The sequence below is a fragment of the Staphylococcus hyicus genome, from assembly GCF_000816085.1.
Lineage (GTDB): Bacteria > Bacillota > Bacilli > Staphylococcales > Staphylococcaceae > Staphylococcus > Staphylococcus hyicus.
Window position 1 is genome coordinate 1599914 of record NZ_CP008747.1, and the last position, 26105, is coordinate 1626018.

At 36.7% G+C, this 26105-nt stretch carries 22 protein-coding genes and 1 pseudogene; 1 reads left to right on the forward strand and 22 read right to left on the reverse strand.

The window, feature by feature from the left end; genetic code table 11:
• Window positions 1–20: 20 nt before the first annotated feature.
• The 3 genes from SHYC_RS07615 to hflX all read right to left on the reverse strand — a co-directional run bounded on the left by SHYC_RS07615 (window position 21) and on the right by hflX (window position 2987).
• Window positions 21–386 carry a MerR family transcriptional regulator gene (locus SHYC_RS07615; RefSeq protein ID WP_039645947.1) on the reverse strand — a complete coding sequence of 122 codons (366 nt, stop codon included), beginning with the start codon at window positions 384–386 and terminating at the stop codon, window positions 21–23.
• A 115-nt stretch (window positions 387–501) separates the two neighbouring features.
• On the reverse strand, window positions 502–1740 hold the full coding sequence (locus SHYC_RS07620) for a methionine gamma-lyase family protein (RefSeq protein WP_039645949.1): 1239 nt from the start codon (window positions 1738–1740) through the stop codon (window positions 502–504).
• A 17-nt stretch (window positions 1741–1757) separates the two neighbouring features.
• Window positions 1758–2987 (reverse strand): GTPase HflX, encoded by a 1230-nt coding sequence (gene hflX / locus SHYC_RS07625; RefSeq protein WP_039645952.1) that lies wholly within the window; start codon window positions 2985–2987, stop codon window positions 1758–1760.
• A 136-nt stretch (window positions 2988–3123) separates the two neighbouring features.
• On the opposite strand from hflX, the gene SHYC_RS07630 reads away from it, so the two are divergent.
• Window positions 3124–3597 (forward strand): glutathione peroxidase, encoded by a 474-nt coding sequence (locus tag SHYC_RS07630; protein ID WP_039645954.1) that lies wholly within the window; start codon window positions 3124–3126, stop codon window positions 3595–3597.
• A 148-nt stretch (window positions 3598–3745) separates the two neighbouring features.
• Here the strand turns inward: SHYC_RS07630 and hfq are convergent, their stop codons facing one another.
• From hfq to SHYC_RS07725, 19 genes and pseudogenes are all read right to left on the reverse strand, one after another.
• Window positions 3746–3952, reverse strand: a complete 207-nt coding sequence (hfq, locus tag SHYC_RS07635; RefSeq protein ID WP_039645956.1) for an RNA chaperone Hfq — start codon at window positions 3950–3952, stop codon at window positions 3746–3748.
• A complete protein-coding gene (gene miaA / locus SHYC_RS07640; protein ID WP_039645958.1) occupies window positions 3945–4901 on the reverse strand; it encodes a tRNA (adenosine(37)-N6)-dimethylallyltransferase MiaA in 957 nt (318 codons plus the stop codon). Before miaA ends, hfq begins: the two co-directional genes overlap by 8 nt.
• 5 nt (window positions 4902–4906) lie before the next feature.
• A complete protein-coding gene (locus SHYC_RS07645) occupies window positions 4907–5839 on the reverse strand; it encodes an alpha/beta hydrolase (RefSeq protein ID WP_039645960.1) in 933 nt (310 codons plus the stop codon).
• Window positions 5840–6120: 281 nt separating this feature from the next.
• A complete protein-coding gene (locus SHYC_RS07650) occupies window positions 6121–7794 on the reverse strand; it encodes a glycerol-3-phosphate dehydrogenase/oxidase (RefSeq protein ID WP_039645962.1) in 1674 nt (557 codons plus the stop codon).
• Between the two features lie 123 nt (window positions 7795–7917).
• Window positions 7918–9420 (reverse strand): annotated as a pseudogene (gene glpK / locus SHYC_RS07655) (glycerol kinase GlpK).
• Between the two features lie 64 nt (window positions 9421–9484).
• Entirely contained in the window at window positions 9485–10300 is an 816-nt protein-coding gene (locus SHYC_RS07660; protein ID WP_039645964.1) for an MIP/aquaporin family protein, read from the reverse strand.
• A 206-nt stretch (window positions 10301–10506) separates the two neighbouring features.
• Entirely contained in the window at window positions 10507–11538 is a 1032-nt protein-coding gene (locus tag SHYC_RS07665; RefSeq protein ID WP_039645966.1) for a S66 family peptidase, read from the reverse strand.
• Window positions 11539–11561: 23 nt separating this feature from the next.
• On the reverse strand, window positions 11562–12095 hold the full coding sequence (locus SHYC_RS07670; RefSeq protein ID WP_039645968.1) for a glycerol-3-phosphate responsive antiterminator: 534 nt from the start codon (window positions 12093–12095) through the stop codon (window positions 11562–11564).
• A gap of 12 nt (window positions 12096–12107) precedes the next feature.
• Window positions 12108–14051 (reverse strand): DNA mismatch repair endonuclease MutL, encoded by a 1944-nt coding sequence (gene mutL / locus SHYC_RS07675; RefSeq protein ID WP_039645970.1) that lies wholly within the window; start codon window positions 14049–14051, stop codon window positions 12108–12110.
• 11 nt (window positions 14052–14062) lie between these two features.
• On the reverse strand, window positions 14063–16669 hold the full coding sequence (gene mutS, locus SHYC_RS07680) for a DNA mismatch repair protein MutS (protein ID WP_039645973.1): 2607 nt from the start codon (window positions 16667–16669) through the stop codon (window positions 14063–14065).
• A 232-nt stretch (window positions 16670–16901) separates the two neighbouring features.
• A complete protein-coding gene (thiW, locus tag SHYC_RS07685) occupies window positions 16902–17411 on the reverse strand; it encodes an energy coupling factor transporter S component ThiW (RefSeq protein WP_039645975.1) in 510 nt (169 codons plus the stop codon).
• 4 nt (window positions 17412–17415) lie between these two features.
• Window positions 17416–17796, reverse strand: a complete 381-nt coding sequence (locus tag SHYC_RS07690; RefSeq protein ID WP_039645976.1) for a YlbF family regulator — start codon at window positions 17794–17796, stop codon at window positions 17416–17418.
• Window positions 17796–19337 carry a tRNA (N6-isopentenyl adenosine(37)-C2)-methylthiotransferase MiaB gene (gene miaB, locus SHYC_RS07695; protein ID WP_039645978.1) on the reverse strand — a complete coding sequence of 514 codons (1542 nt, stop codon included), beginning with the start codon at window positions 19335–19337 and terminating at the stop codon, window positions 17796–17798. The genes SHYC_RS07690 and miaB overlap by 1 nt, the downstream gene beginning before the upstream one ends.
• A 107-nt stretch (window positions 19338–19444) precedes the next feature.
• Window positions 19445–19741, reverse strand: a complete 297-nt coding sequence (locus tag SHYC_RS07700) for a thiamine-binding protein (RefSeq protein WP_039645980.1) — start codon at window positions 19739–19741, stop codon at window positions 19445–19447.
• 72 nt (window positions 19742–19813) lie between these two features.
• Entirely contained in the window at window positions 19814–20680 is an 867-nt protein-coding gene (locus SHYC_RS07705; RefSeq protein ID WP_039645982.1) for a 2-oxoacid:ferredoxin oxidoreductase subunit beta, read from the reverse strand.
• A complete protein-coding gene (locus tag SHYC_RS07710) occupies window positions 20681–22441 on the reverse strand; it encodes a 2-oxoacid:acceptor oxidoreductase subunit alpha (RefSeq protein WP_039645984.1) in 1761 nt (586 codons plus the stop codon).
• 112 nt (window positions 22442–22553) lie between these two features.
• Window positions 22554–23345, reverse strand: a complete 792-nt coding sequence (locus SHYC_RS07715; RefSeq protein ID WP_039645986.1) for a TIGR00282 family metallophosphoesterase — start codon at window positions 23343–23345, stop codon at window positions 22554–22556.
• A 136-nt stretch (window positions 23346–23481) separates the two neighbouring features.
• The gene (locus SHYC_RS07720) at window positions 23482–25632 is read right to left on the reverse strand and encodes a heavy metal translocating P-type ATPase (protein WP_039645987.1); all 2151 of its coding nucleotides are present in this window, start codon (window positions 25630–25632) and stop codon (window positions 23482–23484) included.
• Window positions 25613–25996: an ArsR/SmtB family transcription factor gene (locus tag SHYC_RS07725; RefSeq protein WP_039645988.1), complete on the reverse strand. Its 384-nt coding sequence runs from the start codon at window positions 25994–25996 to the stop codon at window positions 25613–25615. The genes SHYC_RS07720 and SHYC_RS07725 overlap by 20 nt, the downstream gene beginning before the upstream one ends.
• Between the last annotated feature and the right edge of the window lie 109 nt (window positions 25997–26105).

Sequence of the window (26105 nt, forward strand, 5' to 3'; positions counted from 1 at the left end):
GGATCATAGCCTCCATTGGATTATTTGAAAAAGCGTGATAAGTCACCACGGTTTAGTGGTATAGAATCTCTTTGAGGTTTTTGCGTCGTATCAACGAGCATTTGCTTTCTTAAAAGCGCTTCTTCATTATTCAAATTATTTTGTTCTTCAAGCATGATTTGTTTAATGCCTTTCATATTAAAGCCTTTTTCAAGTAAATGCTTTATGGTAAGTAACGTTTCTAAATCATTTAATGAGAACAAACGTTTATTTCCCTCTGTTCTTGAAGGGAAAATGAGTTCATGTGTTTCATAATAACGAATTTGACGTGCAGTTAAATCCGTTAACTTACTGACAACACTCATCGGAAATACAGGCATGTTGCGTCGAATTTTATCGTTATCCATCTCCCACATCTCCTTGAATATTTTGAACTTATCGTTACAATAGCATATAAATTCTGACAATACAAAAATATGTAAGAAAACCTGACATGAAATCTCATATCAGGTCATTATCACTTTAAATTAACTTTTTATCTATTAATTGTGAAACTGCACGCGAAACTGCTAGCTTTACATGTTCATATGTCAAGCCGCCTTGCACATAAGCTTCATATGGAGGTCGAATAGGACCATCTGCCGACAATTCAATTGAAGATCCTTGTACAAAAGTACCTGCCGCCATAATAACGTCATCTTCATATCCGGGCATATAGCTTGGCTCAGGACTAAAATGTGCATTAATTGGCGAGTTATGTTGAATACTTTGACAAAATTGTATCATTTGTTCTTTCGTCTCAAATGATACAGTTTGAATTAAATCTGTTCGTGGTTCATAATAACGCGGCGTTGTTTTCATATTTAATTTTTCCAATAATAAGCTTGTAAAAAGTGCACCTTTTAAACTTTGGCTCACGACATGGGGACTCAAGAAAAAGCCCTGATACATTTCATGTAATGATCCTAGCGATGCCCCCGCTTCTTTTCCTATTCCTGGTGCTGTTAAACGATAGCCACAACGTTCAACTAAGTCTTTTCTCCCGACAATGTAGCCACCAATTTTCGCAAGCCCACCGCCTGGATTTTTAATGAGTGATCCTGCTATGAGATCAGCCCCCACTTCAATGGGTTCACGTGTTTCCACAAATTCTCCATAACAATTATCAATAAAAATCGTCAAGTGTGGGTGTTGCGCTTTAATTTTTTTAATGGCATTTTCTATTTCATCGATATGAATAGATGGACGTTGGTCATATCCTTTTGAACGCTGAATCGCTATCACTTTTGTTTTGTCATGAATGGTTTGAAGGACGGTATCGATGTCGATACAACCTTCTTTCAGTGGTACATCTTGATACGTCACTCCACGTTCTATCAAACTCTCAATACCATTGCCGTTAACACCGATGACTTCTAACAACGTATCGTATGGTCGTCCCGTAATATAGAGCAGCTCATCTCCGTGTTTGAGTAAACTTTGTAATGCAATCGTGATCGCATGTGTGCCTGAAATAATTTGTGGTCGCACTAAGGCATCTTCTGCTTTAAATACATTTGCGTAAACCGCTTCTAGGCGATCTCGTCCAAAATCATCATAGCCATAACCCGTTGAACCTTGTAAATCAGCTTCAGTGATTTTGACATGATGAAATGCATCTAACACACGCGCTTGATTTTCAAAAGCACGTTGTTCGATGGCTTTAAAGTGGGGTTCGAGGTCTGCTTCTACCTCTTGGATTAAATGTGAAATATTATTCATGCTTCTACTTCTTTCTTTTATTTTCGATATCCTTGTATGTGATAGGTTTCATCTGTCTCATTAAAATCTATAGATGTCACTAATGTATGACGTTTTAAAGTATATAATTGATCCGCTTTTGCAACTTCCAATGAAGTTTCATAATGCGTAAGTTGTCTTTTAAGCTGTTCAAATAATAATTGTCTCACCCGTTTTTGATCCTGTTCATCTTTAGAAGATACACTCAATGATGCGTGAGGACTTATAGGTGGCGCTTCATGCATCAAATCTTTTTTATTAAATAAAACGACTTGCGGGATGTGATCCATATTTAAATCTTTAATCAGTTGTAATACGGTTTCATATTGAATTTTAGCTTCTTTATGGCTCGCATCAACAACATGAATTAATAAATCAGCTTGTTTCGCTTCTACTAGCGTTGATTTAAATGCATCAATCAATGTAGTCGGCAATTTTTGAATGAATCCTACCGTATCTGAAATGACCAATTGAAAACCATCATTTATAGTGATTTGTCTAGTTTTTGGGTCGAGCGTTGCAAATAATTGATTTTTTTCATACGTTTCGTCTTCTGTTAATACATTGAACCATGAAGATTTTCCAGCATTTGTATATCCAACAAGTGCGATTTGAAACACTTCATTTTGTTCTCTTTGTTGACGATATCGTTCACGATGAATTTCGACCTCTTTTAATTTACGTTTAATTTCATTCATTCTCGTACGGATGTGACGTCGATCTGTTTCGAGTTTTGTTTCACCCGGTCCTCGCGTTCCAATTCCACCGCCTAAACGTGATAGGCTTTTCCCATGCCCCATTAAACGTGGTAGTAAATAATCTAATTGCGCAAATTCCACTTGCAGTTTACCTTCTTTACTTTGAGCGCGCATAGCAAAAATCTCTAAGATGAGTTGGGTTCTATCAATTATTTTAATACCTAATATATCATTTAAGTGTTTAGACTGTGCTGTCGTAAGTTCATCATTGGTGACGATGACATCTATGTCGTGAAAGTGAACAGCATCTTGGACTTCTTGCAATTTCCCTTTCCCCATATAATGTTTAGGGTGCATATCTTTTAAATTTTGCGATAATGTCCCCTTAACTTCTAAACCACATGTATCTGAAAGCGCCTCTAATTCAGACATCGTACTTTCAAAATTAAATTCAGAGGATTGTGTATGCACCCCTATCAATAGCGCTTTTTCTTTAATTTTTTCGGTTGAATAACTTTGTCTATACGTCATTTCAATCACCTCATTTCTATACACGTACCATCGTGTATTTTATCACAAACATTGGTATAAGACTATGTGCTAACAATGTGATATATTTTAACTGAGTCATGTATTAAATAAAACATATTAACTATGAGGTGATAGAATGCAATTATATGATATCGAAGTGGAACAATCCAATGGTGACACATATACATTATCTAAATATAAAGGCGACGTCATGTTAATCGTCAATACGGCAAGTGAATGTGGATTTACACCTCAGTTTAAAGACTTACAAGCACTTTATGAACAATATAAAGATCAAGGCTTTATAGTACTTGGATTTCCATGTAATCAATTTGGGCATCAAGAACCAGGTTCTGGTGCTGAAGCTACGCAAAATTGTCAATTAAACTACGGTGTCACATTTCCAATGCATCAAAAAATAGAAGTAAATGGCACACATGCACATCCACTTTTTCAGTTTTTAAAATCACAACAATCTGGATTACTGAATGAGAAAATAAAATGGAATTTCACAAAATTTTTAATCGATCGTGATGGAAATGTCGTGAAACGTTTTTCACCACAAAAACAACCGCTCCAACTCTCTGAAGCCATTGAAAGTTTATTGTAAAAAAAACAATCACACATGGTGTTAAATTAACATCATGTGTGATTATTTTCGAGCATCATGTAATTCATATTAATAGCACAATATCACATTTTATTCAATATTCAATTATGCCATACATCCCTTCAACCTATAAATAAAGCACCAAAAGTTAATTTGTACCTTCTAAAAATGTACTAATGGCATGTTTATAGATTAAATGATGTTTTCCTTGAGAAAGAAAATCAACCACATGCTGATCATAATCTGCAATTGTACCTCTTAGTTGAAAACCATTCGTTAAGAAGACTGTTAATTCTTTCTCCTCATTTTTAAAGTTTTCGAGATACGTTTCTTGAATATCTTGTTTGTCAAACATGTTCATTTCTCCTTTTGTGTATTTGGGTTAAAATATCATCTAGCATTTCTGGAAGTGACATTCTCTCTCTATCTAACCAATGAACATTAAGTTTGTTTTTAAACCAGGTTAATTGTCGTTTAGCATAATTTCTTGAATGCTGTTTTAACAAATCTGCTGCCTGGTCCATTTCAAGTTCATTATGCACCACAGGTATAAGTTCTTTATAACCAATCGCTTGCATACTTTGACATGATTCATAACCTAATTCAATAAGGTGTTGCACTTCATCCATTAAACCTTGAGACAACATAATGTCTACACGTTTATTTATTCTATGATACAATGTATCGCGCGACATTTCTATCCCTAATAATAATGTATCATAATTTTCTGTTAATTGGTGACTTTTCTTGCGATTACTCAAAATTTTTTTCGTCTTTAAATAGTATGAAACCGCTCTCTCAACGCGTTGACGGTTATTTGGATGAATGTTTGCTTGTGAGACAGGATCGAACGTTCCTAAATAATTATGTAATGCTTCATTTGAAAACGTACTAAGAAGACGCATTTTTTCGGCAACTTCTGCTTCTTTATCAACTGACACCTCTTCATTGTCAAATTCATAATTATAAATTACAGATTGAATATATAATCCTGTCCCACCAGCAATGATAGGAACTTTACCACGCTGCGTAATGTCTTCAATTAATGGTTTGACACGTTGTTGAAAGTCAAAAGCAGTAAACGTTTCATCAGGTGATAAAATATCTATCAAATGATGTGGGATTCCTTTCATTTCATCTGGTGAAACTTTTGCCGTTCCAATATCCATATGTTTATACACTTGCATGGAATCTCCACTAATGATTTCTCCATTTATTCTTTGGGCAAGTTCCACACTTAATTCTGTTTTACCGCTCGCAGTCGGGCCAACAATAACGATTAATAAAGGCTTTTTTTCACTCACACATTTCACTCACTTTTTTTCTTTATAATTTGACGACTCATCCAGTCTAACATATGACGCCATACCGTTTCTTTATCTTTTTCAAATAATATTTCATGTCTCTTTTGTTTATAAAGTTGTACGGTAATATGCTTAATACCGCCTCTCTTTAACACTTTACCAAGTCGACGTATACCGTTTCCATAATCACCAAATGGATCCGCTTTTCCAGCAATAAGTAAAATAGGTAAATTGGGATCCATTCTTGCTATTTCTTTTAATTGTGCTGTTTTCATAATATGATGCATGACGCTATACACTAGCTGGTTTGATACAAAAAAACCAGTATATTCATCCTGTATAAAGATATCTACCTCATGCTCGTCCGAACTGATCCAATCACTCGGTGTACGGGTCGGTTTGAATTTTTTATTGAAAGTACCTGTTACAAGATGATTAATCCATTTTAAGCGTCGTTTTTTGCCAGTTAATAAAGTGACAAGTTTTAATGCGATTGTATTGACATAGCCTTTCCATTTCGGGAATAATGCAGTGCCAGTTAGAATTAAGCCATCAGCATTATTAGGATACAATTGGACATAACGTCGTGCGATAATCGACCCCATCGAATGTCCTAAAATGATGTAGGGTAGCGTCTCATTTATGGTAGGTTGTAACGTCGTTTTTATTTCATGTGCATCATGAACGACTTCATCTACAGAATTGAAATGCCCTCGTAGTGTGTTTATCGCTTTTCCATGACCACGATGGTTGTGGCGAATTACATGGTATCCTTGCTGATTAAACAGTGTTACAAGACGTTCGTAACGATCCATATGCTCTGCCATTCCGTGAAAAATATGTACAATCCCTACTGCTTCATGATCAGCACAATCGATTTTCGCTTCTAAAATAGTTTCATCAGATAATGCGATTTTCATGGTTTCTTTCTTAACCATTTTATAGATCCACCTTTCCTTATCCATCACATACATCAACTTTACCATAGCGTTTCATTTCTAACATGTCTCACGTATGTCGCGCAACAAAATAATATTTCATGCCTATTATAACGCATTTGGACTTAGCTAGGTCGCCCTAACGTTTGACAATAGCGCTTTTTTAGTTACACAAAAATTGTTATCTCTTTTTACGAGCGCCTTTTAATAAAAAAATAGGAGTAAGACATAATCTCATAGATTTATATCTTACTCCGATAATTATACTTTTTTATAGCAATTTATGCTGTTGCTGATTGATGTTGTCCATGAATGGCGTGTGTGATAGCATCTTCTAATTCTTGTTTGTAAACTGCTTTTGTATTGTCGTCATAGCCGATTAAATCAGCTAAAACATTGGTTACGATATCTTTATATTTTTGAACTGAGTCGATATCAAAGTACAGTGCACCAGTACGACGAATTAAGAAGTCTGTTGGTTTAACAACCAGCTCATTTTGAACCCCATATAATAATTCAACATACATCTCTAAAGGTAAACCAGTACTTTGGTGTTGTGCAGCTTGTGTTAGCGCGAATAATTCATCTACATTTGATCCATATTTTTTGGCTAACTGGCGTGCCACTTTTTCATCTAAATTATATCCTTTTGCTTGTTTCACTTTGTCTTCAACAAATGATTCGAAGTTTTTACTACCACCGACATCGCCACCAGACATTGGGATATTTTTGGTATTCGCTGGTTTAAATTCTAATTTATACTCTTGTTTTAAACGTTTCGCAACGCGATCTACAATTTCATTTGCCATATGACGATAACCTGTTAATTTACCGCCCGCAATAGTTAAGAGACCTGAATCTCCTTCCCAAATTTCATCTTTACGAGAAATTTCAGATGGATCTTTGCCTTCTTCAAGTATTAGTGGACGAATACCAGCCCATGTTGATTCAATGTCTTCATCTTTAACATGAACAGTTGGAAACATGTAGTTTATCGCATTGATTAAGTAATCACGGTCTTCTTGGTTTACTAAAGGACTTGCCTTGTCGTTATTATAAAACGTATCCGTTGTACCAACATATGTTTTGCCGTCTCGAGGAATTGCAAATATCATACGACCGTCTTTTTCAGTATCAAAATAGACAGCTTGATGTAATGGGAATTTTGATTCATCAAAAACAACATGCACACCTTTAGTTAAACGTAGTTCTTTATTATTTTTTGAATAATCATTGCTACGTACATCATCTACCCAAGGACCAGTTGCATTCACTACTTTTTTACCATGAATTTCAAATTGCTCATTTTTAATACGGTCAATGACACGCACACCGTTCACTTTGTTACGATTATCATATAAAAATTGACTTACTTTCGCATAGTTAATAATATCTGCACCAAATTCAGCTGCTTTTTTCATGACTTCAATAGTCATGCGGGCATCATCTGTACGATATTCTACATAGTAGCCGCCGCCTTTTAAACCATCTTGTTTAACGAGTGGCTCTTTATCTTTTGTTTCTTGTACGTTCAACATGCGTTTTCGCTCTGATTTTTTTACACCTGCTAAACGATCATACACGGCTAAACCAATTGACGTTGAAAACTTACCAAATGTTCCCCCTTTATGCATCGGTAATAACATCCATTCTGGTGTAGTCACATGCGGACCGTTTTCATATACAATTTCACGTTCTCTACCTGTTTCAGCTACGACGCCTACTTGGAATTGTTTTAAATATCGTAATCCACCATGCACAAGTTTAGTTGAACGAGAACTTGTACCTGATGCAAAATCTTGCATTTCTAATAATGCGACTTTCATCCCGCGCGCTGAAGCATCTAAAGCTACACCTGCACCTGTGATGCCGCCCCCGACAATCACTAAATCATATTCTTCTTGTTGCATTTTTTCCTTTACTGAATCACGTTGTAACGTTGATAAACGTCCCATAAAAACGCCTCCTATAATGATAAAAAGAGAGACTCCGCCTATATACTTTAACATAAAGTTTTACGACAAAATCTCTCTTCTTCTCGAGTAAACTATTAACTTATCTACAGTATAGCATACGACCTATGCTTCGTCTAATTTAAAGACTTTTGTTGCTTCTACAGCTTTTTGCCAACCTTTGTATAATTTATTAGCATCTTTTTCATCCATTTGAGGTTCAAAAGATTTTTCTAATTTCCAATTGTGGCTTACTTCATCTTTGTTTTTCCAGAATCCAGTTGCAATACCCGCAAGATATGCAGCACCTAATGCAGTCGTTTCGTTAATTTCAGGTCTTTCAACCGTAACATTGACTAAGTCGGCTTGGAATTGCATTAAGAAATTATTTTTCACAGCGCCACCATCGACACGTAAACTATTCACTTCTATACCAGAGTCTTGCGCCATTGCTTCAATAACGTCACGCGTTTGATAACATAACGATTCTAATGTTGCTCGAATGAAATGTTCTTTTTCCGTTCCACGTGTTAAACCAAATATTGCACCACGTGCTTCAGAATCCTAGTATGGTGTGCCTAAACCAACAAATGCTGGTACGACATATACACCTTCAGTAGAATCTACGCGTTTCGCATATGCTTCAGATTGCGGTGCTGAATTAATCATACGTAATCCATCTCGAAGCCATTGAATTGCTGAACCCGAAACGAAGATTGACCCTTCCAGTGCATAATTCACTTTTCCATCTAATCCGTAGGCAATTGTCGTTAATAAACCATGTTCTGACGTAACGGCTTCTTCACCTGTATTCATAAGCATAAAGCCACCCGTACCATACGTGTTTTTAATATCACCTTTTTCAAAACATGCTTGCCCAAATAATGCAGCTTGTTGGTCACCCGCAATACCTGCAATTGGCACTTTTTGACCGAAGAAGTGATAATCAATCGTTTCACAATAAATGTCACTTGAAGGCTTCACTTCTGGTAACATCGCTTTTGGAACATCTAATAAGGATAATAACTCATCGTCCCATTGTAAGTCATGAATGTTATACATTAACGTACGGCTCGCATTTGAATAATCTGTTACATGTGCTTTACCGCCAGATAATTTCCAAACTAACCACGAATCAATTGTTCCGAATAAAACATCACCATTTTCAGCTTTTTCACGTGCACCTTCGACATGATCTAGAATCCATTTCACTTTTGTTCCAGAGAAATATGGATCAAGTAATAACCCCGTCTTTTTACGGAAAGTTTCTTCATGTCCACCATTTTTTAGTTCTTCACAAATCGCTTGTGTTTGGCGGGATTGCCAAACAATCGCATTATAGATTGGACGTCCAGTATGTTTATCCCAAACAACTGTTGTTTCACGTTGGTTTGTAATGCCAATACCTGCAATTTCTGAAGCTCTAACGTTATTTTCATTTAACACGATAGCTAAAACAGACAATACAGATGTCCAAATTTCATTCGCGTCATGTTCAACCCAACCAGATTTTGGAAAGTGTTGCTTAAATTCACGTTGCGCTACTCCCACAATTTCTGCTTTCTCGTTAAACAATATTGCTCTTGAACTTGTCGTCCCTTGGTCTATTGATAAAATATATTTTCCCATAATATGTTACCTCCCGTAATCACACGTGTCAGAATTACTACTCTTACATGTTTAACTATTTAAATTAGATTGCACCAAAGTCTTTATGCTTAATTTTTTTATTTAAAATACTTCCAATGACTAATGTTACTACAAGTAAAACAATTGCAACAATTGTCCACACATCAAATGTACCTTGGAAGAACAAGCGATAAAGCACTGCACCTAAAATACCACCAGTAATAGGACCTAAAATTGGTACTATTGCATACTGCCAATCACTTTGACCTTTACCATGAATAGGCAAAATAGCATGTGCAATACGTGGACCTAAATCACGAGCTGGGTTAATGGCATATCCCGTTGGACCACCTAAACTTACTCCAATCCCAACAATTAGTAAACCAACAATTACAGGGTTAAGACCATCTGTAAATTTGTTCGTACCTATAAATAATAATGCTGATGTCAATACAGCTGTACCAATGATTTCTGTAATAAAGTTCGCTGTGTAGTTACGAATGGCAGGTGCTGTCGAAAACACACCCAATTTAGCTTCTTTATCTTCTGTTGCACGCCAATGTGGTAAATACGTTAACCATGTTAATACAGCACCAACAATACCACCTAAAATTTGTGCTGCAATATATCCAGGCACTTGAGACCATGGAAAATCTCCAGTCACCGCAAAAGCAAGTGTTACTGCAGGATTAAGATGCGCACCTGAAAAGTTTCCTACAGCGTAAATTCCTAAAGTTACAGCTAAACCCCAACCGATTGCAATGACAATCCAGTCAGCACCTTCACCTTTTGATTTACGTAAAACGACGTTCGCAACAACGCCACCACCCATTAAGAGGAGTATCGCCGTTCCGATAAATTCAGCTAAGTAGATATTCATTATGTATCCTCCCTTTTAAAGACAAAAAGACCCCTAGCTGACCGTATTACTATGCATAATAACACGTGCGAAGAAGTCTCTAGTGTCTCGATTCATCTATTAACTTGTTTTTAATATTACATCTCGATGAAAGCGTTGTCAATAACATTTCAACCGATTAAAACGCGCTTTACAATTTTCATTACAAAACACTCTAAACTTAAGGTTTATATTTGAGAAACTGCCGAAGTGTTAATCACAATTTTGCACGGTTGAGTTTGTACGGTAACGATTGCACCCATAGGCAATGTTGCTTTAGGCTCATTATGTCCAATTGGTACATGACCAATCACAATTAAATCATCCGCTTGAAATTCTTTTAATACTTTCAAAATTGAAGCATGATATTCATTTTGAAAGACGCCATCGTGTGGTCGCCCTATAATTAACGCATTTATACAATTCAAAATACCCATGAGCCCCCACGTGCGTAAGGATTCTTCAAACGACCATGGTGATGAGTGCACTTCCGATGTTTCAATGAATAGTACCGCCTCATCGAAGGTTTCGAGCGCTGGAAAATAAGTTGTCCCTCTTAATTTATCTAGAGACTCGAAACACCCACCCACTAATGGGCCCGACACCGAACCATGACCTTGCAAGACTTCAAATTCATGGGCAGGTATTTTGTCACGTTCAAAATGACGCAAATGTTCCTCCCATTTTAATCCATATTTCCGATAATATGGCACAGGTTTTAATTCCCCATATGGTAAACATTCACTAATTAATGAAAAGAGTGACGTCATCGTATAAGGATCTGCTCCCCCATTTTCCGCAAAATCTGTTAATAATGCTGGTCCGTAAAATGTCGTTAAACCCAGTTGATTGAAATAAACATGCAAGACTGTAATATCAGAGTATCCAATAAAGATTTTAGGATGCTGTTGAATGACTGTTGGCTCTAAATATGGAATAATGCGTACAGATTCATAGCCACCAATCGTACATACAATTGCTTTGACCTCATCGTCCTGAAATGCCGCCATTAATGACTTTGCACGTGCTTCTGGATGGTCATAATTCCACTGAAGTCCATTTAGCGTATTGGGCATCACCTTAACACGGTACCCCATGTTCTCTATAAAGCGTATTCCTTGTTCTGTTCGCCAGCGAATATGCGGTTCACCTGCTAAACCTGACGACGGAGATACGATAGCAATCGTATCCCCTTGTTTAAGTTGTTTCGGCTTTATCATGTTAATCATCCTTTGCTCCAGCATTACCACAACGATTCATCACTCGTTGTCACATACGTTGCGCCACTATCAATGGCTGCCTTTACTTCCTCTTCGGTATTAATAAGTCCGCCGGCAATGACCTTAACTCCTGTTTCGTTATAAATGCGCGCAATGACTTTATCCGCGATACCTGGTAGTACTTCTACAAAATCTGGTTCGATGCGTTGAATGAGGTGAATACTTCTTTCAAGCGCATGACTATCTATAATAAAAACTCGAAATATCGTAATCACACCAAGAGCTTTTGCTTTTTTTATTACTTTTGTTTTCGTAGATACAATGCCTTGGGGCTTATATGATTGGATAATATATTCACAAGCGTATTCATCATGACTCATCCCTTTGATTAAATCGATATGAATGAAAGGCTGTAAATGTTTACTATGAATAAACTGCATCACACTTTTTAAATGTCCAATATGCGTATCAAGTAAGACACACGTTTCGTAATCCGTTTGCGTCAATTTTTCCAAGCTTTTCATTGAGCGAATCGCGGGTAAAATAGTAGTTTTCAAGATGACACTCCTTTATTGTATACGTTTAAACAGTCGTTCTAACTCATAATTTGTAAAATTAATAATGATCGGTCTGCCATGAGGACATGTAAATGGATCTTCCATTTGTCTTAACTGGTCAATCAAATCAGCCATTTCATTATGTTTTAAATAATGATTGGCCTTAATTGATTTTTTACAACTCATCATAATCGCCAGTTCTTCTCTGAATTTCGCAATATTTACTGTCTTATGTTCAAGCGCATAATTTACAATATCTTTAATCGTTTCTTCCACCGCTTCTTTAGGAAACCATACAGGATAACTATTAACAATATAATCGTGGCCACCAAACGGTTCCAAAAAAATACCTGCTCGTTGAAGCGCATCAATATTTTCTTCGATAAAAAGTTGTTCGTCTTTCGTAAACGTAAAAGTTAACGGGATAAGTAAGTTTTGGTTTTCATTGCTTACTTCACCAATTTTGTCTCTAAAATATTCATATTTAATGCGTTCTTGCGCAGCATGTTGATCGATTAAATACATCCCCTCATCATTTTGTGCCACAATATACGTTCCATGCACTTGACCAACTACTTCCATGTATGGAATACGTGGTGTTGGGTTTGATTGCGATTCGGGGTCTTGAATCGATTGAGGATGGTCTATAGAAATATGCGTGTCATCCATTGTCGATAAAACATCGCGTTGCGCTTGTTCATACATTACATCCTGTTGATTCAATTGCGTATTTTGCTGCGAATTATTAAACGCTTCTTTATCTTCATTTCCATATAAATCAGCTTGAGTATTAGCATAGGATTCGTCGACTGATGAAGGCTGTACGTTTTTTGCTTCATGAGTAGAATGTTCTTCAATTTTAAACGTTGGTTGTTGCTGTTGACGCTCAAAAGCCATCTTTTGTTGCTCAAATTGTTTCAACACCTTTTTGGGTTGATATTTAGCGCTAAGATCATTTTTCGGAATAAGCACCTTTTGCTTAAATGCCGCTTTAATTTTTTCAACAATGAGTGTGTACAGTTGCTCTTCTTTTGATAAGCGCACTTCTAACTTTGTGGGATGCACATTGACATCTACTAGTATCGGATCCATTTCAATATTGATATAAACGATTGGAAAGCGACCGATGGTGAGTAACGTGTGATACCCTTCAACCACTGCTTTATTGAGAACAAAATTTTTAATATAGCGTCCATTAATGAATAATGAAATATAATGTCGGTTACTCCTAGAATGCTCGGGCTTTGCTACAAATCCGTGAATTCGATAATCGCTTGTTTCTCCAGTAATTTCTACTAAATCACGTGCGACTTTCATGCCATATATTTCAGCCATAACTTCATTTGTGCGACCTGAACCATTCGTTTGTAGCATCGTCTTACCATCATTTTTTAGCGACATGCGAATGTTAGGATGGCTCATCGCCATGCGATTCACAATATCTGTGATTTTGCCTAATTCTGTATACAAACTTTTAATATATTTGAGTCTTGCAGGCGTATTATAAAACAGTGCGCTTACTTTTATATCTGTACCCTTTTTTGCTTTAGCGGGCTTTTGTTCTTGAATCACACCCTCTTCTGCATACACCTCGTAACCTTCAATCCCATCGGTAGACGTTTGTAATGTAACTTTAGCAACAGATGCAATACTTGCTAATGCTTCGCCTCGAAATCCTAACGTTCGAATATGAAATAAATCGTCATCTTCAACTAATTTACTTGTCGCATGACGATGAAACACAAGTGGTAAATCATCTTGCTCAATACCCGAACCATTATCGACAATACGAATTTCAGCAATTCCTGATTCTATAACTTCTATATTAATTTCAGTCGCTCCGGCGTCAATACTGTTTTCTAAAAGCTCTTTTACGACAGAACTTGGTCTTTCAACCACTTCGCCGGCCGCAATTTTATTTGCGAGTGACGTGTGTAAAGTTCTAATGCGCCCCATTTCATCACCTACTATTTCAGTTTATTTTGTAATTCATTTAATTTTACTAATGCTTCTATTGGGGTCATTTGCGATATATTGAGGTCTTTAATTTCTAATTCAACTTCACTTTTAGATGATTCATTATCAAATAAATTAAAAGAAGCTTGTTCAACACGTGTATCCTGAGCAGCTTTTTTGAAAGCTGGTGTATCGTTCGTTTCATTAATTTCTATGTGTTTAGGATGTACGTGTGGGTTATAAGATTGTGTGTTGGACTCTGATTCGAATGCATCCAGTATAACTTGCGCACGTGAAATGACCGCTTCAGGTAAATCCGCAAGCTTAGCCACTTGTATTCCATAACTATGTTCAACGGCACCTGGTTTAACCTTATGTAAAAATATCAGTTCACCTTTATATTCATTCGCCGCCACATGCACATTTTTCAAACTCGGTAAGGCCGTTTCAAGCTCAGTTAATTCGTGATAGTGAGTTGAAAATAACGTTTTTGCCTTTGACGTTTCAGCAACATATTCAATCATCGCTTGGGCCAATGCTAATCCGTCATATGTTGATGTTCCACGTCCAATTTCATCAAATATTATTAAACTGTTAGGTGTAGCATGTTTTAACGCTTTTTGCGCCTCCAACATTTCTACCATAAACGTACTTTTTCCTGAAACTAAATCATCTGCAGCGCCTATACGGGTAAAAATTTGATCGAAAATGGGTAGTACTGCTGTATCACATGGTACATAGGCCCCCATTTGTGCCATGATACTAATAATAGCAACCTGGCGCATATACGTAGATTTACCAGACATATTAGGGCCTGTAATTAAGTAGATAAACTCAGATGCGTCTAAATAACAATCATTTGGGACATAATCGTTATAATCCATGACACGTTCAACCACTGGATGGCGTGATGCTTTTAAATCCAAAGTTTGGTCATGACTAAATGTAGGTCTAACATAATTATAAGCTTGTGCGATTTCAGCAAAACTTTGTAAACAGTCTAACTCAGAAATCATTTTTGCTTGATGTTGCAAACGTTCTGTAAATGTTTTCACGTACATTCTTAATTCCGTAAACAACTTATACTCTAACTCTACAGATTTTTCTTGTGCGCCTAGAATCATAGCTTCTTTTTCTTTTAATTCATCTGTAATAAAACGTTCCGCATTAGCTAATGTTTGTTTGCGTTCATATCCATAATCTTCCGGGTTAAATTGTGTCAGATTTGCCCGTGTAATTTCTATATAATATCCGAACACTTTATTGAAACTAATTTTTAAAGATTTAATACCGGTGCGTTCTCGTTCTTTAGTTTGTAATTCCGCTAGCCATGTTTTACCATTGCGCGAGGCATCTAGATATTCATCGAGTTGGTGATGATAACCTTCTTTGAATAAACCACCTTCTTTAACAGATAATGGAGGTTCATCCACCAAACTGTTTTGAAGGGTTTCAAGTAGGTCATCTAGAGGTTCTAAAGCGTTAAAATGTGCAATCGCATCAGAATCAATGGTTTGTAGCAGTGCTTTAATGTTCGGTATTTGTGCGATAGAATGTTTCAATTGTACTAGATCTTTGGCATTGACATTCCCGAAACTGACACGTCCAACTAATCTCTCGATATCGTATACTTCAGTTAAATATTGTCGCAATGTATCACGTTCTATAAAATAATTTATAAATTGTTCGACTGCATCGTGACGTTGCTCTATATCGGAACGTTGTATTAAAGGACGATCAATCCACTGTTTTAAGCGTCGGGCACCCATCGGGGTTTTGGTTTTATCCATTAACCATAATAAAGTTCCTTTTTTAGACTTTAAGCGAATACTTTCAGTCAATTCTAAATTGCGTTTTGCATAAAAGTCCATCTTCATGTAATCTAATGCTTGATATGTAACCACTTCTTCAATATGTGATAAATCACGTTTTTGTGTGTCAAAAATATAATCCAGTAGTATTTGTACAGCATGTGACATTGTATGATGTGTCATAGTGTTTACTGAATATGATGTATCTGAAACCGATTCACGAACAGTGATTGTTTCAGTAATTATACTAAATTGTCGCTTTAAAGCATCTGTGAGAGGTTGGTCCACTACGATTTCATTGGGTTGAATAGTCGTGACTTCATTTATTAATGTACTTTCATCATCAAAATGGGTCACTTTCAATTCACCTGTACTCACATCACAATAGCTTAAAGCATATTCATTCTGTCGACAGATGAAACTAACAATGTAATTATTTTGAGATTCATCGAGACCTCCGCGTTCAATTAAAGTTCCAGGTGTGACCACACGTACGACCTCTCGCTTAACCATTCCTTTTACTTGCCTTGGGTCTTCCATTTGTTCACATATGGCAACTTTGAAACCATTTTGGATTAACGTTTCAATGTAGCCATCTGCAGAATGATATGGCACACCTGCCATTGGTATCGGATTATCTTTTTTTGCATCGCGCTTCGTTAACGTTATTTCCAACACACGAGAAGCAGTTACCGCATCATCATAAAACAATTCATAAAAGTCTCCTAAACGGAAAAAAAGCAAAGCATCTTTATGTTCCGATTTAATATTTAAATATTGTTTCATCATAGGCGTGACATTTGTCATAGTTATTCACTTTCCTTCTATTTCTCATCATTATAATGTAATTAGTTTAACAGATTTCATACGTTCACTCGAACATTTGGGAGCTAATTTAAAATTTGGTAACAACGTGCACTTTTTACATATTTAAAACACCCACTCACAATTTTAGCTTTTTAACCACAAAACAACTATTGTACTGATAAAAAAGCGATAAAAAAAGATGGAAGATCAAATCCCCCACCTTCAAATGTATTTAAAATTTGCGCTTCGACTTTTGCTCTAAATTGGGCAACTGATGGCGCTTCTTTAAAACGATTAATAAGAAATAACTTAAAGAAGCCCCCACAAAGCTTGATAATAAAAATGTCGCCATTAATGGTTTAATCAACATATCTTCTAACCCTAAAATCCATGCTAATGGAATGCATAATAAACTCCCGATAATACCTGTTCCTATGACTTCTCCAATGGATGCTACAAATAAATGCTTGTTCACGTAATAAAATAAACTTGCAACTAGAACGCCAACCATACTACCTGGAAAGGCAAACGGGGTTCCCAAACCAAAAAGCAAGCGTATAAGAGACGATAAAAAGGCTTGCGCAAGACCAAACCATGGGCCTAAGAGCACTGCACTTAATACATTAATAAAATGTTGAACAGGCATAGCTTTAAATGGCCCAATTGGAATAACCACAATCGTACTTAATATCACATTAACAGCGATAAAGAGTGCCGTTAAAGTGAGCTTTTTATGATTCACACTATCACTCCTCTTTCTGTTGAATAGAACCAGAGAAGCAATCGGCACCTTGGAGTCTGGTTGCTAATGTTTCTATAATAAGATGGAGCGTATCATTCGCTTCTTCTTGTGATTGTCTAAATTGCATAACAATCGGAAATGCATTAATTTCATTTTGAATATGTGAAATTGTTTTTTCTGAACGCTCATATGCTATAGGTTTATTGTAATTTTGTAAATTCACAGAGTGCTTCTGATTTTGTTTTAAAGCATCCATTTGTTTCGCAATTTCTGGATGAAGATGAATTTGCGCTTCGATTTGACGATAACGTTTGATTGAATCTAGCGCTTGAATATCTTGACCTAACATTGTTGCATGGCGCAATATTTCATCCTTTTTAAACATTAAGGCGTCACCAACGCCGTTTCAGACACACCCACAAATTCACCATTTAAAGAAAATTGCTTTGCTTCAACAATTTTCACCTCAACAATTTTACCTATAACATCTTTAGGTGCACGGAAATTCACAAGCTTGTTCTTTTCAGTATAACCTGCTAATACTTCATCATCTTTCTTACTTGCACCTTCACACAACACTTTTACAGTTTGACCTTCGTATTGCGCCAAAGCGCGTGCTGAATATTCACCTACTAAGCGATTCAAACGTTGTAAACGCTCTTTTTTCACCTCTGTAGGCACATTATCTTTCATTTTAGCTGCAGGTGTACCATCTCGTTGTGAATATAGGTACGTATAAGCGTGCTCAAAGCCCACTTCTTCATACAATGTTAGAGTCTCTACAAACTGTTCCTCAGTTTCATTTGGGTAACCCACAATAATATCAGTCGTCAGTGCCACATCAGGAATCGCTGCCTTAATTCGACGCACTAAGTCTAAGTAACTTTCACGAGAATATTTACGTCCCATAATTTTAAGTACTTGATTGTTACCAGATTGTACAGGTAAATGGATGTGCGGTACGATATTGCCACCTTGCGCAATAACTTCAATCATGCGATCTGTAAAGTCCCAAGGATGACTCGTAGTAAAACGGACACGAGGGATATCAATTTTAGCGATATCTTCTAATAAATCACCGAGACCATATTCAAGATCCTCTAAATCTTTACCGTAAGAATTCACATTTTGACCTAATAATGTGATTTCTTGGTAACCTTGACGTGCAAGATCACGTACTTCTTCTATAATATCTTGCGGACGGCGGCTCCGTTCTTTACCACGAGTAAACGGAACAATACAATACGTACAGAATTTGTCACATCCATACATAATATTAACCCATGCTTTAATGTGACCTTCGCGCACTTTAGGGAGATTTTCAATGACATCGCCTTCTTTAGACCAAACTTCCACTACCATCGCTTTTGAAAGGTAAGCTTCTTCCAAAATTTGAGGAAGGCGGTGAATGTTATGCGTACCAAAAATCATGTCAACATTTTGATACGATTTCAAAATTTTATTTACAACGGATTCTTCTTGTGACATACAACCGCACACACCGATTAAACAATCTGGGCGTTCTTGTTTAATATGTTTTAAATTACCAATTTCACCGAATACTTTATTTTCAGCATTTTCTCGAATCGCACACGTATTTAATAAGATAACATCCGCCACATTTACATCTTCAGTCGGTGTATAACCTAGTGCAGTGAATATACCAGCCATGACTTCCGTATCGTGTGCATTCATTTGACACCCATAGGTTTTAATTAAAAATGTACGCCCTTTACCCATACCGCGATATTTTTCATCAATTTGAAAGTCTCTATTATATGCTACTGCTTCTTTCCCGCGTTTTTTGGCTTCTTTTAAACTTGGGGGTTGATAAACGTGTTCAAAGTACTTGCTATAATCTTTTTCTTTTTCATTACGGCGCGATAACACATCTAATGTGCCCGCTTTTCTTTGTTCTTCATTCACATGCAAAACCCTTTCTGCCCATATATCATTAGTACATTATATTAAAAATCAAGAAAAAGTGCAAAATGAAATTGAATGCATGACGTATGTGTCAGAGAAATTGATAGTTAAATATCATCATATTTCTCAGTTAACGTCGACATGCTAATACCCTCAGGTGCATGATAAAACTTCACTTGGCTTATCACACTCTCTACTTCAAGTTCCACCATGCGTTCATTCATTTGTTGAATCAAGATAAGCAACTCACTCATATCCCCTTCAATTGTCGTTTCAAGGGGACCTACACGATATTTCAATCCAGATTTCTCAATAATGGCGATAGCTTCGTCTACAAATGGTATGACATCTTTCCCGTTTGGCGTTTTAGGGATGATTTGAATGCTCATTAACGTATCGATCATAAAAACACTCCTCTCTAAATTATAAAAATAGCACTCATTTGGTCTATGACAGTGAATGAGTGCTATGTGAACTTATATAAATTGTTTTGTTAACGATTCGAATTGCGCTTGTTCAAGTTTTAAGTTTTGATGTGCGAGTGGTTGGTTGCTCAAACCTTCAATTTGAGACTCATAAGAAGGTGTTACTGTGTCTTGATAAACAATGCCTTTTAGTAAGGATTCGTGTTCGATTACTGTTTGAATCGCTTGTTGTTTGTTAGATACATCATAACCTTCAATCTCTTCAATACTTGTTAAATGCGCTTTAAACCAATCATAGGTATTGATTTTATTATATGTGACACAAGGAGAAAAGACGTTTACAAATGAAAATCCATCATGTTGAATGGCATCTTCAATCATTTTAGTCAATCCTTTTATATCATTTGAAAACCCTTGTGCAACAAATGTTGCGCCTGACGATAATGCTAGCTCTAATGGCGCTACATTTTGTTCGATATTACCTTTAGGAGTCGTTTTAGTAACAAATCCTACTGCTGAAGATGGTGACGTTTGTCCTTTCGTCAAACCATAAATTTGGTTATCCATGACTATGTACGTCAAATTCATATTACGACGTAAGGCATGAATGGTATGTCCTATACCAATCGCATACCCATCACCGTCACCACCAGAAGCAATCACTGTTAAATCTTTATTTGCCATTTTAACACCTTGTGCTAACGGCAATGCACGTCCATGAATGGAATGCACACCGTATGAATTTACATAACCTGACAAACGACCCGAACACCCAATACCAGTAATTATCGCAACTTCTTCAGGCTCTAGACCTACGTTCGCTGCTGCTTTTTGTATAGCTGCTTGAACTGAAAAGTCACCACACCCTGGACACCAATTCGGCTTTACATTATTTCTAAAATCTTTAAAAGTTGCCAATTAAACTCGCTCCTTTAATTGATTCACGATTTCTAAACCTTTTTCTTCAATTTCTTTTGGTAAAAATGGTGTACCATCATACTTCGTTTGCTTAATTAATTTATCACCTAAGTGCACATTCATTTTGATGATACTTGCCAATTGACCTTGATAGTTATGTTCGACTACAACGACTTTTTTCGCTTTATCCACAGCTTTTTGAATCGTTTCGGTAGGGAACGGATGCAATTGACGTAATTGTAATTGATGTGCAGTATGACCGGCCTCTTGCAGACGTTCCACACCCTCTGCAATGGCACCTTTTGTCGAAATAAATCCTAGATATAGTACATCTACCTCATCTTGAATGACTTCTCCTTCAACTGGGTCATTTATGAGTAAATGTTCTGTTTTACGCATACGCTTGTCCATTTGTGCTTGTCGATTACTTGCTGCTTCACTTGGCTTTCCTTCTTCATTATGTTCGACACCAGTGACATGATGAATACCACCTTTAACACCTGGGATTGGCCTTGGAGATACACCAGAATCAGTTAAAGCATAACGCTTAAAATAATTTTTATCATCGGCATCACGTTCGATCGTATCCATGATCGTTGACTCTCTACGAATTTCAATACGATTATAATCTAGTGCTTGAACGGTTTGCTTACCTAATGATAATTGTAAATCACTTAATAAAATCACTGGACATTGATATTCTTCAGCTAAATTAAAGGCTTCAACCGTTAAATAAAATGCATCTTCCGCATCTGTTGGTGCTAATACAATTTTAGGTATATCACCGTGTGTACCGTATATCATTTGCATCAAATCAGATTGTTCTTGCTTGGTAGGAAGTCCTGTTGATGGACCCCCACGTTGTGTATTAATAATTACGAGTGGCGTTTCGGTCATTCCAGACAATCCAATCGCTTCCATCATGAGTGATAGACCAGGTCCAGCCGATGCAGTAAATGCACGTACACCACCGTAATTTGCACCAATAGCCATCGTTGCAGCAGCGATTTCATCCTCAGTTTGAATAACCGTGCCATTCACTTTTGGTAAATGATCAATCATGTATTCCATAATTTCCGATGCAGGTGTAATTGGATAAGCTGCCATAAAACGTGAGCCTCCAGCAATTGCACCTAAACCAATCGCATCATTTCCAATCATATATAAATGGGGTATTCCGTTACCTTCTTCTAAAACAAAATCCCCTTCTATGTCTGCAAGGTGCTGTGTCATAAGTTCATAACCTTTATGTAATGCTTCAACATTGAGGTTAACAACTTTTTCCCCTTTTTTCTCAAACATAGATTCGATTAATGATTCAAATGTAGATGATTCTAAATGCATTAAGGCTGAAGTTGCCCCAATCGCAACCATATTTTTCATTAAAGGTGTGCCTAATTCTTTTGCAATCTCTGTAAATGGTAAAACAATCAATTGTGCTTTACAATCTTCAGGCTTTTCTGGCTTCGCCTTACTATCAGCCAAAATAACACTGTCTTCACGCATTTCATGATGATTTAAAACTATGGTTTCTTGATCAAAAGCAACTAGAATATCAAGATCATCGCTAATTGCATGGACTGGTGTAGTAGAGACACGAATTTTATTATTAGTATGGCCACCTTTAATACGACTTGAGAAATGACGGTAGCCGTATAAATAGTATCCTTTTCGGTTCATTGCTGTAGCGAAGATTTCACCTGTAGATTCAATACCTTCACCTTGTTGACCGCCGACTTTCCATGATACTTGTGATTTCATTTAAATGAGCCTCCTACACGTTTAAATTCAATTAATATCATATCAAAATAACCCACGATTTGCCTCTACAAATCATGGGTTTTCGTAAAATTCATACTAATGGACGATAATGTTATTCAAATGGATGGTCATCATTGATTAATATTCTAGAGATTGATTTTGCCGTTCCATCTGATTTCAAATCAATTACAACACCTGATAAAATCCCACGTCCCTCATCTGGTACGACATGCCGTTGCGGTAAGCTCGTAATAAATCGCTTAATCACTTCATCTTTATTAATCCCTAAAATGCCGTCATAATACCCCGTCATACCGACATCTGTAATATATGCAGTATGTTGATGTAATATACGTTCATCTGAGGTTTGAATATGCGTATGTGTCCCAACGACTGCGCTTACACGTCCATCTAAATACCACCCCATCGCATATTTTTCGGATGTGGTTTCAGCATGAAAATCAACAAATATATAGTCTGTTTCTTTTTTGGCACGCGCAATTAGTTGATCTGCCGTTTTAAATGGATCGTCACTCATCGGCATAAAGCTACGCCCTTGCAAATTAATAACAGCAAGTTTCTTATCATTAATATTGATCACGCGCATGCCCACGCCCGGCGCTTCACTTGGGAAGTTTGCTGGGCGAACGAGCCGCGTTGCATCATCAATAAAATCATAAATTTCACGTTGACCATAAGTATGATTACCCATAGTCATGAAATCGACACCTTGTCTTAACAACTGTTTATAAATTTTTTCAGTCAGCCCTTTACCATGTGCTGCATTTTCCGCATTGACTATCGTCACTGTTGGGCGATAATGATGTTTTAATTTTGGTAAATAGGTCTCAAGTGTTTGACGTCCCACTTTCCCTACGATATCTCCAATAAATAGTATTCTCATTTAAGTAATATCCTCTCTAATAAAAACGTTTATGCAATAATTTGTGGATAATAAAACCACGCATAAACCTTCAACTTTTCTTATACTATTTTATTGTAACGGGTTCGCACATCATGTCAATGTGATTCATGTATCCTCACTCAGGTTTAACGTACAATAGTCGTAATGCATTTAAGCCGACAAGTAATGTCGCTCCCATATCTGAAAAAATCGCAATCCACAATGTTAACCAACCTGGAATCACAAGTAACAGTGCAGCCACTTTCAACCCGATTGCAATTAAAATGTTAATTTTTATAATACGCATTGTATGACGACTTAATTTGAATGTGTACGGAAGTTTTGATATATCATCATTCAAAATGGCAATATCTGCCGTTTCAATTGCTGTATCCGTACCAGCAGCGCCCATGGCTATGCCAATCGTTGCATCAGCAAGCGCAGGTGCGTCATTAACACCATCACCTACCATAGCTACATTGCGATACTGTTGTTTCAATTCAGAGATACGTGCCATTTTATCTTGAGGGAGTTGATTTGCTTTAAAATGTGTCACGCCAGTATCTTGAGCAATACTTTTGGCAGTCGCCTCATTATCACCCGTTAGCATTTCAATATGTTGAAAGCCCATTTTTTTCAAACGCTCACAACTCATTGATGCGTTCATACGCACTCGATCCTTAAGCGCAATCAGCATAATAATCACATCATTTTTAGATACTAAAATTACCGTATGTCCTGAGGATTCCAGGGCCATCACTTTTGTTCGCCAAAGCGCATCTGCCTTTAAGTTAAACCGTTGTGGTTTTCCAATACAGTAATGTGCGTTATCTATTATTGCTGACACACCTAAACCAGTTTGAGATTGGAAATGCGTTATGGAATGCGGCGGAATTTGAACTTCTTTTTGAATATATGAAACGACTGCACGCGCAATTGGATGCGTGGACATCGTTTCAATTGCACCGATGTGTTGCAAAACGACATTGCGGTTAATGTCACTATTTAACATCTCAATATGTGATACTTCAGGATGACCTTGGGTTAACGTCCCTGTTTTATCCAATGCAATGGCTTTAATACGATTCAACTGTTCTAAGTGAATACCACCTTTAATCAATACACCATGTTTTGCTGCATTACTCACACTAGAAATAATCGCAATAGGTGTTGCAATAACAAGCGCACATGGACAACCTATAACTAATACTGACAATCCTTGATATATCCATGCATGCCACTCTCCATTAAACAAGAGCGGTGGTATTATCGCGACACACAATGCGATAAGCATAATTAACGGTGTATAATATTTCGCAAATTTTTCGATAAGTGCTTGCGCAGGTGCTTTATTCACTTGTGCACGTTCTACCATTTGAATCATCTTAGAAAGCGTTGAATCTGTAGAATGTTTTGTTACCAACACTTCTAAGACACCACTTTCATTTAAAGTACCCGCAAACACTTCATCCCCCTCCACTTTGTCAACTGGAACGGACTCACCTGTAATTGCTGCCTGATTAATGCTCGATTCTCCTTTTTGAATGATGCCATCTAAAGGAATTTTTTGACCAGGTTTTATCAATAAAACATCGTTGATATTTACGTCATTTACATCAACTTTTTCAATATCATCCCCTATTAAACGGCAAGCTGTTTCAGGTCTAATATTGATTAAAGATTGCATGGACTGCCTTGCTTTATCCATCGTAAAGGACTCTAGCGCTTCACTTAACGCAAACAAAATAACAACAACAGCAACTTCTCCCCACTCTCCTATCAATGCACCACCTATAACAGCAATGGTCATCAGTGTGTGCATATCAAATTCAAGACGCATTAAATTTTTAAATCCTTGTTTCAACAATGAGGCTCCGCTAATCACAATTGAAGTTGCAAAAATAACAATCGTAATGATGTGATGTTCACCAGTAGACCATTTGGAAAGATATCCTAATATAATCAGCAAAGTTGCAAAACAAATGGCACCATTTTTTTCATAAAACTGGTTACATTTTTGCCACAATGTTAATGATTGCGTGTCCTGATTTTGATTGGAGGATTGTTCAAATGAATGTCGCGGATGTGTCTCTGTTATTTTTAAATTTTCAAATGCACCAGCTTCTTCTAGTTCATCTAAAGTCGGCTTACCGGTGATATATATTTTTGATGCGCCAAAATTCACTTGTGCCATTTGGACAGAATCAAGTTGATTAAGTTTGTGCTCAAATTTATTTGCACAGTGCGCACAAGAAAGTCCTTCAACATTATAAGTGTGTTGTTTCATTTGATGTCACTTCTTCCTTATGTTCAATAGACACAAGCATAATTTGTCTTATATGTTCATCATAAATACGATACATCGCACGTTTGCCATCTTTTCGATATGTGACAACCCCATTATGATATAAAAGCCGTAAATGATGTGATGCATTAGCTACTGTAATGTTCAATAATGTTGCGATATCGCACACACATAATTCTTCATGAATACATAATGCATATGTCATTTTAGCTCTATTAAGATCAGCGATACTTTTAAACATTTGACTCACATCTTTGATGGGTGCCTGATTAATCGCATCTTTTGCTTCTTTAATTCTTGTTTCATCAATTGACCAAGATTCACAAGTTGGTACTTCTTTAACCAAAGGAACCACCTCTCATTCAAGTATTTATTTGAATGTATTATAACGAATGTTTCCGTTTTAATCAAGCGAACATTTGAATGAGAATATGATTTAAATCAAGATGAATAGG

Excerpts from the sequence above, each read along its gene's own strand:
- SHYC_RS07615 (WP_039645947.1), bottom strand. The coding sequence starts at position 386 with ATGGATAACGATAAAATTCGACGCAACATGCCTGTATTTCCGATGAGT.
- SHYC_RS07620 (WP_039645949.1), bottom strand. The coding sequence starts at position 1,740 with ATGAATAATATTTCACATTTAATCCAAGAGGTAGAAGCAGACCTCGAA.
- hflX (WP_039645952.1), bottom strand. The coding sequence starts at position 2,987 with ATGACGTATAGACAAAGTTATTCAACCGAAAAAATTAAAGAAAAAGCG.
- SHYC_RS07630 (WP_039645954.1), top strand. The coding sequence starts at position 3,124 with ATGCAATTATATGATATCGAAGTGGAACAATCCAATGGTGACACATAT.
- hfq (WP_039645956.1), bottom strand. The coding sequence starts at position 3,952 with ATGTTTGACAAACAAGATATTCAAGAAACGTATCTCGAAAACTTTAAA.
- SHYC_RS07645 (WP_039645960.1), bottom strand. The coding sequence starts at position 5,839 with ATGGTTAAGAAAGAAACCATGAAAATCGCATTATCTGATGAAACTATT.
- SHYC_RS07650 (WP_039645962.1), bottom strand. The coding sequence starts at position 7,794 with ATGGGACGTTTATCAACGTTACAACGTGATTCAGTAAAGGAAAAAATG.
- SHYC_RS07660 (WP_039645964.1), bottom strand. The coding sequence starts at position 10,300 with ATGAATATCTACTTAGCTGAATTTATCGGAACGGCGATACTCCTCTTA.
- SHYC_RS07665 (WP_039645966.1), bottom strand. The coding sequence starts at position 11,538 with ATGATAAAGCCGAAACAACTTAAACAAGGGGATACGATTGCTATCGTA.
- mutL (WP_039645970.1), bottom strand. The coding sequence starts at position 14,051 with ATGGGGCGCATTAGAACTTTACACACGTCACTCGCAAATAAAATTGCG.
- mutS (WP_039645973.1), bottom strand. The coding sequence starts at position 16,669 with ATGACAAATGTCACGCCTATGATGAAACAATATTTAAATATTAAATCG.
- SHYC_RS07690 (WP_039645976.1), bottom strand. The coding sequence starts at position 17,796 with ATGTTTAAAAAGGATGAAATATTGCGCCATGCAACAATGTTAGGTCAA.
- SHYC_RS07700 (WP_039645980.1), bottom strand. The coding sequence starts at position 19,741 with ATGATCGATACGTTAATGAGCATTCAAATCATCCCTAAAACGCCAAAC.
- SHYC_RS07710 (WP_039645984.1), bottom strand. The coding sequence starts at position 22,441 with ATGAAATCACAAGTATCATGGAAAGTCGGCGGTCAACAAGGTGAAGGT.
- SHYC_RS07715 (WP_039645986.1), bottom strand. The coding sequence starts at position 23,345 with ATGAGAATACTATTTATTGGAGATATCGTAGGGAAAGTGGGACGTCAA.
- SHYC_RS07720 (WP_039645987.1), bottom strand. The coding sequence starts at position 25,632 with ATGAAACAACACACTTATAATGTTGAAGGACTTTCTTGTGCGCACTGT.